At 63.3% G+C, this 12158-nt stretch carries 8 protein-coding genes; 5 read left to right on the top strand and 3 right to left on the bottom strand.

The window, feature by feature from the left end; genetic code table 11:
• The first annotated feature begins 41 nt into the window (after positions 1–41).
• On the top strand, positions 42–2780 hold the full coding sequence (gene secA, locus ABV518_RS01285) for a preprotein translocase subunit SecA (protein WP_367765045.1): 2739 nt from the start codon (positions 42–44) through the stop codon (positions 2778–2780).
• Positions 2781–2856: 76 nt separating this feature from the next.
• On the opposite strand, the gene ABV518_RS01280 is transcribed toward secA, so the two are convergent.
• Both ABV518_RS01280 and ABV518_RS01275 read right to left on the bottom strand, forming a co-directional pair.
• A complete protein-coding gene (locus tag ABV518_RS01280) occupies positions 2857–3321 on the bottom strand; it encodes an Rv3235 family protein (protein WP_367765044.1) in 465 nt (154 codons plus the stop codon).
• A 42-nt stretch (positions 3322–3363) separates the two neighbouring features.
• A complete protein-coding gene (locus tag ABV518_RS01275; protein ID WP_367765043.1) occupies positions 3364–4152 on the bottom strand; it encodes a LysM peptidoglycan-binding domain-containing protein in 789 nt (262 codons plus the stop codon).
• Positions 4153–4299: 147 nt separating this feature from the next.
• Between ABV518_RS01275 and ABV518_RS01270 the strand changes: the two genes are divergently transcribed.
• The gene (locus tag ABV518_RS01270; RefSeq protein ID WP_367765042.1) at positions 4300–4872 is read left to right on the top strand and encodes a hypothetical protein; all 573 of its coding nucleotides are present in this window, start codon (positions 4300–4302) and stop codon (positions 4870–4872) included.
• Positions 4873–4905: 33 nt separating this feature from the next.
• Here ABV518_RS01270 and ABV518_RS01265 read toward each other — a convergent pair whose 3' ends face one another.
• On the bottom strand, positions 4906–5121 hold the full coding sequence (locus ABV518_RS01265; protein WP_367765041.1) for a helix-turn-helix domain-containing protein: 216 nt from the start codon (positions 5119–5121) through the stop codon (positions 4906–4908).
• 155 nt (positions 5122–5276) lie between these two features.
• Between ABV518_RS01265 and ABV518_RS01260 the strand changes: the two genes are divergently transcribed.
• The 3 genes from ABV518_RS01260 to ABV518_RS01250 are packed head-to-tail and all read left to right on the top strand — an operon-like array spanning position 5277 to position 12133.
• Positions 5277–5921 carry a hypothetical protein gene (locus tag ABV518_RS01260; RefSeq protein ID WP_367765040.1) on the top strand — a complete coding sequence of 215 codons (645 nt, stop codon included), beginning with the start codon at positions 5277–5279 and terminating at the stop codon, positions 5919–5921.
• Complete coding sequence (locus tag ABV518_RS01255; protein WP_367765039.1) at positions 5918–7222, top strand: CpaE family protein; 1305 nt, start codon at positions 5918–5920, stop codon at positions 7220–7222. Before ABV518_RS01260 ends, ABV518_RS01255 begins: the two co-directional genes overlap by 4 nt.
• Before the next feature lie 57 nt (positions 7223–7279).
• Positions 7280–12133 carry an NAD-glutamate dehydrogenase gene (locus ABV518_RS01250; protein WP_367765038.1) on the top strand — a complete coding sequence of 1618 codons (4854 nt, stop codon included), beginning with the start codon at positions 7280–7282 and terminating at the stop codon, positions 12131–12133.
• Positions 12134–12158 lie beyond the last annotated feature (25 nt).

The following is a 12158-nucleotide window of genomic DNA, read 5'->3' as shown; positions in this document are numbered from 1 at the left end:
AAACGCCAGAATTCGGCGGCAGAGACTGGGAGCATCTTCACGTGGCATCACTTATTGAAAAACTTCTCCGTACGGGTGACAAAAAAACCCTGCGGCAACTGCGGAACTATGCCGACTCCATCAATGCCCTCGAAGACTCGTTCAAGACGTTCACGGATGCCGAACTCCGGGAAGAAACCGACCGTCTCCGGGCACGCCACCAGGACGGCGAGAAGCTGGACGACCTGCTGCCCGAAGCCTTCGCCGCCGTGCGGGAGGCCTCATCACGCACCCTGGGCATGCGCCACTTCGATGTCCAGATGATGGGCGGCGCCGCCCTTCACCTGGGCAACATCGCCGAAATGAAGACCGGTGAAGGAAAGACCCTGGTGGCCACCGCTCCGGCCTACCTCAACGCCCTCACCGGAAACGGCGTCCACGTCATTACCGTGAACGACTACCTGGCCGAATACCAGTCGGACCTGATGGGCCGCGTCTACCGCTTCCTTGGCCTGACCAGCGGCTGCATCCTGTCCAACCAGGACCCGTCGGTCCGGCGGGAGCAGTACGCCGCCGACATCACCTACGGCACCAACAACGAATTCGGCTTTGATTACCTCCGCGACAACATGGCGTGGGACAGTTCAGAGCTCGTCCAGCGCGGCCACCACTTCGCGATCGTGGATGAGGTTGACTCCATCCTGATTGACGAGGCCCGCACCCCGCTGATCATTTCCGGGCCGGCCCAGGGCGATACGAACCGCTGGTACAGCGAATTTGCCAAGGTTGTGCTTCGCCTCCAGCCCGAGCACGACTACGAGGTCGACGAGAAGAAGCGCACCGTCGGCGTCCTGGAAAGCGGTATCGAAAAGGTCGAGGACTACCTCGGCATCCAGAACCTTTACGAATCGGCCAACACGCCGCTCATCGGCTTCCTGAACAACGCCATCAAGGCCAAGGAACTGTTCAAGCGCGACAAGGACTACGTCATACTGGACGGCGAAGTCCTCATCGTTGACGAACATACCGGCCGTATCCTTGCCGGCCGGCGCTACAACGAAGGCATGCACCAGGCGATCGAGGCCAAGGAAGGCGTCGAGATCAAGGCTGAAAACCAGACCCTGGCCACGGTGACGCTCCAGAACTACTTCCGTATGTATCGCAAGCTCTCGGGCATGACCGGCACCGCGGAGACCGAGGCCGCCGAGTTCATGGGAACCTACAAACTCGGGGTGGTCGCGATTCCCACCAACCGGGACATGCAGCGCATCGACCAGTCCGACCTCGTGTACAAGAACGAAGCCGTCAAGTTCGACGCCGTGGTGGCAGACATTGCCGAACGCCACGAAAAGGGCCAGCCGGTCCTGGTGGGCACCACCAGCGTCGAGAAGAGTGAGTACCTCTCCCGGCTGCTGGCCAAGGAAGGCATCAGGCACGAAGTCCTGAACGCCAAGAACCACGCCCGTGAGGCCGCAATCGTCGCCCAGGCCGGCCGGAAGGGCGCCGTCACGGTTGCAACGAACATGGCTGGCCGCGGAACTGACATCATGCTTGGCGGCAACGCGGAATTCACCGCCGTCGCCGAGCTCGCCAGGCAGGGACTGGACCCTGAGGAGAACTCCGAGGAGTACGAGGCCGCGTGGCCCGCCGCCCTCGAGGCAGCCAAGCAGTCGGTCAAGGATGAGCACGAGGAAGTACTGAGCCTTGGTGGGCTCTATGTCCTTGGAACCGAACGGCACGAGTCCCGTCGCATTGACAACCAGCTCAGGGGCCGCTCCGGCCGCCAGGGCGACCCAGGTGAATCGCGGTTCTACCTCTCCCTGACCGATGACCTGATGCGGCTCTTCAACTCAGGTGCGGCCGAACGGCTGATGAACAGTTCAGTGCCCGACGACGTTGCGCTGGAATCCAAGCTCGTCTCCCGCGCCATCGCTTCCGCCCAGGGACAGGTTGAGGGCCGCAACGCTGAACAGCGCAAGAACGTCCTGAAGTACGACGACGTCCTGAACCGCCAGCGCGAAGCCATTTACGGCGACCGCCGCCGAATCCTTGAGGGTGATGACCTGCACGAAAAAGTGCAGTTCTTTATCGAGGACACCATCACGGCCCTCATCGACGCCGCAACCGCGGAAGGCAATGGCGACGACTGGGACTACAACCAGCTGTGGACCAACCTGAAAACCCTGTACCCGGTCAGTGTTACCGCCGACGAAATCATTGAGGAAGCGGGCGGAAAATCCCGGCTCACTGTTGAATTCCTGAAGGAAGAGCTCCTTTCCGATGCCAGGCTGGTCTACCAGGCACGTGAAGAGGCCATCGGCTCTGACAGCATGCGCGAACTGGAACGACGCGTTGTCCTGTCGGTTATCGGGCGCAAATGGCAGGAACACCTGTATGAGATGGACTATCTGAAGGAAGGCATCGGCCTACGCGCCATGGCCCAGCGTGACCCGCTCGTGGAATACCAGCGCGAGGGTTTCACCATGTTCCAGAGCATGATGGAAGCCATCCGGGAGGAAAGCGTGGGCTTCCTGTTCAACCTTGAGGTCGAGGTGACGCCGGCCCAGGATGTTGTGGTGGCCGATGCCGCCGGCGGACACACGGAGCACGTTGAACCACAGATCCACGCGGCCGGCCTGGAGGCGCCCGAGAAGCCTGCGCAGCTTCAGTACACGGCTCCGGGGGAAGACGGCGCCAGCCAGACGCGCGTGGAGAGCCGATCTTCCGCGCGTTCGGGCAACCCGGCCAAAGCGGCGGCACAGGACGGCACCAAGAAGCCTGCCAAGAAGAAGCGCCGCTGATACCAGCGACATGAACCACAGGGAAGGGCCCGGAACCTAAGTTCCGGGCCCTTTCTGTGATCGGCTGGACGGGGGATCAGCCGACCACGAGTTCCGTAACGCGCCACACCTCCTTGCTTCGTTCCAACCGGACTGCCACGGCCCGTGCCCGCACGTCATCAACCACGACGGCACTGGCCTCATAGATACCGGGAGCGACGTCGCACAGCCGGACCGACCGCACTACGGAGTTCTTGTGCAGACGTGCCAGCGACGGTGACGACGAGCGGGCAAGCTCACGCCGGATCAACGACGCGCGGTGCTGCAGCGTTGCCAGGCAGCGGGGATCCAGCCGCCGGGCAAGCTGATGAACCGGCCGGATGCCTGCAAGGACTTCCATCGCGGCCTGGACTGTGGTTCGGGTGATGGCGATGACCTCGGTCTTCTCGTCGACGGCCCGGAGCGGACGGGCAGTAAGCCCCACCCCATCCAGAGCCTGCCGCCCGGCTGCAGGCCGGTTCGGCGTGGGCGCTACGGGGCGGATAGGTGTAACGGCACTCATGGTTTCCCCCTTGGTAGTTAATGCTGTCCGTCGATCTGTCGGCTAGGCCGCGGCGGGTGGTTTCAGGATTTGGCCCGGGAGCAGGACGTCCGGGTTTTCGCCAATTTCAGCCTTGTTGGCTTGGTACCAGCGGGGCCAGTGCAGTGCCACCTCGACATCCGAGGCTGCGGGCCCCAGTTCCCGGGACGCAATGTCCCAGAGTGTGTCGCCGGCAAGCACCGTGACCTCAGTCCGCGATGATGGTGGCGCTTGCCCGGCCCGTAAGGGCCTGGCAACAGTGAGGCCAGGATCAGGCACCGGGGCAGTGGGCCGCCAGTCCGGATGAAGCTCCGACGGGGAGCCCTGTTCCTCCGGCGCCGAACTTGCCGCGACAATCAATTCCATGGCGGCGCTGCCGCCCGTGGGCTCCCAGGCAGCCGGAGCCGCGGCACCCTGCGTAGGCAGCCAAACCGGACCGGAAGGCGTTTCAGCATGGGCCAGTGGAGCGGAAACGAGCTGGACGGAAAGCACGGCCAGCGCCAGCCGGCGCATGAATGCAGGACACAATTTACCCGCCGTGGCGGCCGCGCGTTTCCGTCCGGTTCGTTCCAGGACCGCCGCTATAAAGGCCGACAGCATGGAAAGCACCCACCATGCAGCGATTGCCAATCCCGCTGCTGTTGTGGCCGCGCCCAAAAGCTGGTCGAAATCCGGTGCCCCCCGGCCTGCGTCGCTGAGGATCCAGCGATCCGCGAATTGCAGGCCCGAGGACCACAGGAAGCCGCCCAACAACAGGATGGCTGCGGCCATCGCGGCGTCGGACCCGACCCTGTGCTTGCCATGCGCTGTCATTGCCATCTCCATCGCGTTTGATGTTGTTTGATGCAGTTTGATGAAAGTAAAATCAGTTTGCCCTACCTCATCGAATTTTGTCCAGACGTTGGAGGGATATTGGTTATATGAATTGACCGTGAGGAAGGCGCGTCCTACGCTGGCCGAATGCGTTGGGATGCCCTGTTCAGTGACATGGAGGCACAGTTTGCCGAAGGCGGCAGGCTGTCGATGGAAGCCGAGATTTCGGAACGTGCAAGAGTGGACGCGGCCGGACTAAGCCTGGCCGACCGGCTGCGGGGTTCCTTGGGAACGCACGTGAAAGTACACCTCGTGTCCGGTGCGGTTTTTGAAGGGACCCTCGTGTATGCGGGGGTCGACGCGTTTGTCCTGAACGACAGGCGCCATCAGGTACTGGTTCCGCACTTTGCCGTTGAGAGTTATACCGGACTGGGGCGGTTTTCCGTCAGTGAGCCATCTGCTGTGCGGAGGAGTATCGGGCTGTCGAATGCGCTTCGTGGACTGGCCCGGGACCGGTCGGAGCTGACGGTTCTGTTGAGAAGCGGGAGTGCGCAGGACTCCGGCATGGCCGGTGTCATCGACAAGGTGGGCCGCGACTACCTTGACCTGGCTGCCCTCAGGCCCGGGGAAGCCCGCCGCGCTCCGCACGTCGGCCACGTCTGTACGGTTCCATTTTCCGCACTTGCCGCCATCAGGTCAGTATTCACACAAGACTTGTAGCCGTATCGCAGCCATGCGGCGGTCAGGGCCCGCTCAGACGGACTTGGACCTGGATTCCTGGATCATCCGGTTCGCCTCGGCGTAGCGCTCTTCGATGTACTGCTCCAGCATTTTCTCCTCAACGCGCCACTGGCCGCGGCCGCCGACCTGGATGGCCTTGAGTTCTCCGCTGCGGACGAGCGCGTACGCCGCCGGCGAGTTGATCTGCAGCTGCTCTGCGACGTCTGCGAGGGTGAGGAATCGGGGCATGCTCCTATTTTGCCACTTCAGGGACCATTTGATGCGTTTATCCACAGTTTGATGCGGTTTGGTTTTTTGACTTCCCGTTCAGGCTTCCATGGCGTAACAATGAGGGTGTCCGGGCGCCGCCTGAGGCCCGGTGCGGAGCAAGGGGGAGACTGCGCGTGACAACTGTTGATGCAACTGCGGCCGCAAGGCTGAAGCGGCCGTCGTGGAAAGATCCGCGGCTGCTCGTTGGAATACTGCTCGTTCTTGCGTCCGTTGCCGGGGTTATCTCACTTGTCGGCAGCGCTGACAGGACCACCGAGGTCTATGCGGCCCGGGACGCCATCGCAGTGGGCGAAATGCTGACGGAGGAGAACGTGGTCCACGCCAAAGTCCGGCTGGGTGACACGGAGCAGCAGTACATCCCTGTAGAGCGCGGCCTGCCTGAGGGGGTGGTGGCTGTTCAGCGAATCGGCAAAGACCAGCTGGTGCCGCGTCAAAGTCTCGGCACTGTGGATGCCCTGGACCGCAAGCCAGTCGCAGTGACTGTCGAGGAAGCGCTTCCGTCCCAGGCGATGGCCGGGACCCGGGTGGACGTGTGGGTTGCCCTGCCGGATGCGAAAAACGGATTCAGCGAGCCGAAGCTCCTTCTTCCCGGCGCGGAAATTGCGGAGATCACCTCCGGATCCACAGCGCTGGGTTCGTCACGAAGCACGGTGCTGATGGTCCTCGTGGCCGACAGCCAAATGCCTGAGTTGCTGGGAGCACAGGCTAATCAGGCCAAGATATCCGTGGTCTGGAATCCTGGTGGGGCCGCTTCGTGAGCATCCCGGTAGTCACTGTCGGCCAGGCCCAGGAAGATATTGTGGGCGGCCTTGAGCGGTTGCACGGCCCTGTGACTGTGGTTCGGAGGTGCGCCGAGCTGACCGAGTTGCTGGCTGCCTGCCAGAGCGGACTTGCCCGCGCTGCCGTGGTCGCTGACGGGTGTGAGGAATTGACGGCTTCACTTGTCGACCGGCTGGGTGCGGTCGGCGTGGCGGTCATAGCGCTCACCGATAATCCGGACGAGGCATCCCGGCTCCGGGGGATCGGCGTACCGTCGGCTTTGGTGGGTGTTGAGGCTGCAGCCCTGGCGGCAAGGATTTCCGAGGCCGTTGCCCAGTTGGTGGGCAGGCAGCCTGGTCGTCCCGCAGCCGGCCTGGCCGATCCCGCCGCCGCGCTCAGGCCCGTGCCAGCGGCGCCGGAGGATGTTCCTGCGGCTTCCGGCACGGGGCGCGTCATAGCGGTCTGGGGTCCGGCGGGATCTCCCGGGCGGACCCTGGTCGCGGCGAACATGGCGGGGGAACTGGCTGCTGAGGGGAAATCCGTCCTCCTGGTTGATGCCGACAGCTATGGGGCCAGCATCGCGGCAGTCCTTGGCCTGCTGGATGAATCGGCCGGGCTGGCGCAGGCTTGCCGGCTTGCTGACCAGGGCATGCTCGACGGCGACGCGCTGCTCAGGATTGCGGCTGCGGTAGCAACCAGGCTCGGCACATTCCGGGTCCTCACCGGCATTACCCGCGCGGACCGATGGACGGAGCTCCGGGCGGCAGCCCTGTCCCTGGTGCTGGAGCGCGCCCGGGAAATCGCGGATGTGGTGGTCGTCGATACCGGATTCTGCCTCGAGGCGGATGAAGAGATCAGCTTTGACACGATGGCCCCGCGACGCAATGCGGCGACCCTGCGGACGCTGGAATTGGCGGACACCGTCTATGCCGTGGGTTCGGCGGATCCGGTCGGAGTTCCGCGGCTGGTCCGTGGGCTGGCCGAACTCGAGATTGCGGTGCCGCATGTCTCTCCGGTGGTGGTGATGAACAAGGTCCGCGCCGGCGCGGTGGGCAGGGCCCCTGAACGTCAGCTGCGGGATGCATGGGACCGGTATGGTCCGGCCGCAGGAATCAGCGCGTTTCTGCCGGCCGATGGTCCCGCTGCCGATTCGGCGATGCTGGGAGGCTCATTGCTCCTCGAAGTTGCGCCGGAGTCGAAGCTCAGGGCCGCGATCGCCGAATTAGTCTGTGCATCTGTCCAGCAAAAACGCAGATCCTCTGTATTTTCTTCCACAGCGAGGCGTCGTCTAAAGGGTTAGGCTCACCATAAGAGCTGCAAAGGTGCAGCACCAATCTTGTGATGGAGGCGTTTGTCGATGTCGTCTGGATCCAGTGTGGAGGATCAACCCCTTGCTATTGGAGACCGTGAAGGTTTCCTGGGGGACTACTATCAGCATCTAGCCGAGGAGGACGCGCGCAGCTATTCGCAGGATGTGCTGGCGGCCAGGGCCGAGACGCACCGTGGCGTCGCCGCCGTGCGGCTGCCTGGCCAGGCTAAAATATCCATTGGCACGGAGGCAGACAGCAGCGTAGTTTATGTCGTTACGGATGACATGCCCTTCCTCGTTGACTCTGTCAACGCCGAGCTGGTTCGGCAGAACGCGGCCATCCACCTGGTAAACCACCCTCTTTTTGTGGTCACCCGGCACCGCGAATCGGGGCAGCTGGTCAAAGTGGACCGCGTTCCGTCCCAGTTCGGAATTTCCAGCGGCGACACCGCGGCAATGCCCAGCATGTCGCACCTCATCGCCCAAGGGGATAACACCTCCCACATGGAGTCGTGGATCGCTGTGGAGATCGACCGCACCACCGACGACGCCAGGGCGGCACTGCTTGCCGGCCTGGAACGGGTCCTGGGTGACGTGAGGGCGGCGGTCGAGGACTGGCCGAAAATGCGGAACAAGGCCCGGCAGATCGCGGAAAGCCTGGACAAGGTGGCCCACCCGGCCCAGATTGCGGAGCTGCGCCAGGCCCAGGACCTGCTCCGCTGGCTCGATGATGGAAATTTCACCTTCCTGGGCTACCGCGAATACGACCTCATTAACGTCGATGGCGAAGATGTCCTTGAACTCCGGGACAACAGTGGGCTCGGGCTCCTGAGGGCAGCAGTGGATTCCCACCATGTCCAGCACTTGACCGACGCAGGCCGGAAGAAGGCCCGGGAGAAGCGCGCACTTGTGATCACGAAGGCCAACTCGCGGTCCACCGTGCACCGGCCGGCGTACCTCGACTACATTGGCGTGAAAAGCTTTGACGCCGCCGGGAACGTCAACGGGGAGCGTCGCTTCATCGGACTGTTTGCCACCAGCGCCTATGCCGGGTCTGTCCGGAACATCCCGATCGTCAGGGAAAAAGTGGACGCCGTGCTGCGGAATGCCGGGTTCCCGCCTGACTCGCACTCCGGGAAGGACCTGCTGGGAATCCTGGAGACCTATCCGCGCGACGAACTGTTCCAGATTGAGATCCCGGACCTTGCGTCCACCGCATTGGGAATCCAGCGGCTGCAGGAGCGCCGCCGGACCCGTTTGTTCCTGCGCCCGGATATCTACGGCCGGTTCATGTCCGCCGTCGTATACCTCCCGCGTGACCGGTACACCACCAACGTCAGGCTCCGTATTGAGGATGAGCTGCGGGAAACGTTCCAGGCCGTCTCGATCGACTACGAGGCCCGGATGACAGAGTCCGCGCTGGCCCGGCTGTTCTTCCGCATCCGTCTCCCCAAAGGCGCTGACGTCAGCCACGTTGATGCCGAAGACCTTGAAAAGCGTCTGGTCAGGGCCGCGCGGTCCTGGAGCGAAGGGATCTCAGAGGTCCTGCGGGGGAGCGGTGAGGACGATCACGCCAAGGAACTGGCAGCCATCTGGTCCGAAGCGTTCCCGGCGAGCTACCGCGTGGACTATGAAGTTGAGGAGGCCCTGGAGGATATCTCCCGCTTCGAGAAGTACGGAGCCGAAGCGGAGCGTGCAGTCGGGGCAAAGCAGGAACGTCCCGGTGTCCATGTTTATCTTCCGGAAGGCGCGGGGGCCACGCTGGAGGAGGATGCCCGCGTCAAGCTCTACATGCTGGAGCCGAAAAGCCTCAGCCAGATCCTGCCGTACTTCCACAACATGGGGCTTGAGGTACTGGACGAGCGGCCCTTCGAGATCGAGACGGCTGACCGGCGTGATTTCTTCCTTTATGACCTGGGGCTTAAGTACCCGGCCGGTGTTGATCCGGTAGCCACCGGCCAGCTGCTCGCCGAGTCCTTCGGGGCTGCGGTGTCCGGTGCCATTGAATCCGACAGTTTCGACCGGCTCGTGCTCCGGGAGGGAATGCACTGGCGCCAGATTACTGTTCTCCGTGCCTACGCGCGCTACATGCGCCAGATGGGAAACACCAACTCGTTCGGTTTCATCGCCGACACTTTGCTTGCCAATCCTGAAGTTACCAAGGGGCTCAGCGCGCTCTTCGCGGCCCGGTTCGATCCGTCAGTTGATGACGACCAGCGTGGCGCCACCCAGGACGCCGTCCGGACAGCATTGCGCGAATCGATCGACCAGGTCGCAACCCTGGACGCAGACCGCGTCCTTCGTACGTTTATGAACCTGATCGAATCCACGCTGCGCACCAACTTCTACCAGTACAAGCAGCACCTGAGCTTCAAGCTGGATCCGACCAACATCGACGGGCTGCCCTTCCCGCGGCCAAAGTTCGAGATCTGGGTGTATTCACCGCGGGTGGAGGGCGTACACCTGCGTTTCGGCAAGGTGGCACGCGGCGGGCTTCGCTGGTCCGACCGGCGCGAAGACTTCCGCACCGAGGTCCTCGGCCTCGTGAAGGCACAGACCGTCAAGAATGCGGTGATTGTCCCCACCGGCGCCAAGGGCGGCTTCTTCGCCAAGCAGCTCCCGGATCCGGCGGCGGACCGCGCTGCCTGGATGGCGGAGGGCATTGAAAGCTACAAGACGTTCATCCGCGGCCTGCTGGACCTCACGGACAACCTGGTAACCCTGCCCGACAGCGAAAGCCTGGTGCCGCCGTCGGACGTGGTGCGGCACGACGACGACGATTCCTACCTTGTGGTTGCCGCGGACAAGGGCACGGCCACGTTCTCCGACATCGCCAACGGCCTCGCCGCCGAGTACGGCTTCTGGCTCGGAGATGCCTTCGCTTCGGGCGGTTCCGTGGGCTACGACCACAAAGCCATGGGCATCACCGCCCGCGGGGCCTGGGAATCTGTCAAACGGCACTTCAGCGAACTTGACCTGGACACCCAGACCCAGCCGTTCACCGTCGTCGGCGTCGGCGACATGTCAGGCGACGTGTTCGGCAACGGCATGCTGCTGTCCCGCCACATCCGTCTGCTCGCGGCCTTCGACCATCGCCACATTTTCCTGGATCCGAATCCAAACGAGGAATCATCCTTTGCGGAGCGCCAGCGGCTGTTCGAGCTGCCCCGCTCCTCGTGGGATGACTACGACAAATCCCTCATCAGCGAGGGCGGCGGCGTTTTCGCCCGGCAGGCCAAGACTGTCCCCGTTTCGGAACAGATCCGTGCGGCCCTGGGGCTGCCGGAATCGACAACCCAGTTGAGCCCGCCGGAGCTTCTCCGGGCGATTCTGCTGGCCCCCGCCGACCTGCTGTACAACGGCGGGATCGGAACGTACGTCAAGGCAAGCACCGAGTCGAATGCGTCCGTGGGGGACAAGGCCAATGACACCATCCGCGTGGACGGCCGTGACCTGCGGGTCAAGGTGGTCGGTGAAGGCGGCAACCTCGGGATGACCCAGCGCGGGCGCATCGAGGCAGCACTGCAGGGAGTGATCCTCAATACGGACGCCATCGACAATTCGGCAGGCGTGGACTGCTCTGACCACGAGGTCAACATCAAAATCTTCGTGGACCGGATGGTGGCTGCCGGCAAACTCTCCGCGGAGGAACGCTCCGGGTTCCTCTCGTCGATGACCGACGAGGTGGGCCGGCTGGTGCTGCAGGACAATGTGGACCAAAACATCCTGCTCCTCAACGACCGCATGCGCGTTGCCGAGTGGAGCCCCAGCTACGAACGGATGATGGACTGGCTGGAAAAATCAGCTGACCTCAAACGCGATCTGGAAGCCTTGCCTACCACCGAGACCCTGCGGGAACGCCTGGGCCAAGGCCAGGGCCTGACGTCCCCGGAACTGTCCGTGCTTGCGGCGTACGCCAAGATCGAGCTGACCTCGGCCCTCCGGGACAGCGACCTCGCCGACGATCCGTGGTTCCGACAGACCCTCCGCGCCTACTTCCCGCAGCAGTTGCGGGAACGGTTTGATGCCGAGCTCGACACCCATCCGCTGCGGCGGGAGATCATTGCCACGATTGTTGCCAACGACATGATCAACATGGGCGGCATCACCTTCGCGTTCCGGACCATTGAGGAGACGTCAGCCACCGAGGTGGCCGTGGCGAAGGCGTTTGTCGCTCTCCGGGAGATCTACGAACTCGACGTCATGGTGGATGAGCTGAACAGCCTCCCCGCATCGTTCCCCACGGAGCACTGGAGCACCGTCCACCTGGACATCCGGCGACTGCTGGACCGCGCCGTTCGCTGGCTTGTCAGCCAAGGCGGAGCCAGCCGGCCCATTGCCGACGTCGTCGCCGAGTTCAAACCGGTGATGGATCCGATGCGTGCCCGCCTCCTCGATTACGTGCGCGGCGACGACCGCGAGCGGGTTGCTGCCTGGCTCGAGGAAGCGCGGGAATGGAAGCTGCCCGAAGGCCTGGCACTGCGGTGGGCTGAACTGTTTGAAAGCTTCGTCCTGCTCGACATAGCCAAGATCGCCCAGGTCCGCACGGATCCCGTTGAGCAGATTGCATCCGTTTACTACACCGTATTCAACCGCTTCCACGCTGATTCCCTGCTCGAACGGATAAGCAGCCTGCCGAGGCAGGACCGGTGGCAGGCGCTGGCACGGGCGGCCTTGCGTGACGATCTGTACTCGACGGTCTCGGACATGACGATGGCGGTGCTCGAATCCACGGATTCCGGGCTCTCCCCGGCGGACAGGCTGAAGGATTGGGAGAGCCAGAACGCCGAACAGCTGGGCCGGGCCAAGAGCATGTTCGACGAGGTCAATTCCCTCGAAGCGGACGATATGGCGTCACTGTCGGTAGCATTGAGGCTCTTGAGGTCAATCGTCCGACGCTAGGGATACCGGCGTCGTAACTGGAGGT

It is taken from the genome of Arthrobacter sp. HS15c, from assembly GCF_040812005.1.
GTDB lineage: Bacteria > Actinomycetota > Actinomycetes > Actinomycetales > Micrococcaceae > Arthrobacter.
Note: the sequence above shows the minus strand (reverse complement) of the source record. Positions and strands in the feature narration are given on the sequence as shown.

Coding starts and splice junctions, on each gene's coding strand:
- ABV518_RS01250 (WP_367765038.1), top strand. CDS start 7,280: ATGTCGTCTGGATCCAGTGTGGAGGATCAACCCCTTGCTATTGGAGAC.
- ABV518_RS01265 (WP_367765041.1), bottom strand. CDS start 5,121: ATGCCCCGATTCCTCACCCTCGCAGACGTCGCAGAGCAGCTGCAGATC.
- ABV518_RS01280 (WP_367765044.1), bottom strand. CDS start 3,321: ATGAGTGCCGTTACACCTATCCGCCCCGTAGCGCCCACGCCGAACCGG.
- ABV518_RS01270 (WP_367765042.1), top strand. CDS start 4,300: ATGCGTTGGGATGCCCTGTTCAGTGACATGGAGGCACAGTTTGCCGAA.
- ABV518_RS01275 (WP_367765043.1), bottom strand. CDS start 4,152: ATGACAGCGCATGGCAAGCACAGGGTCGGGTCCGACGCCGCGATGGCC.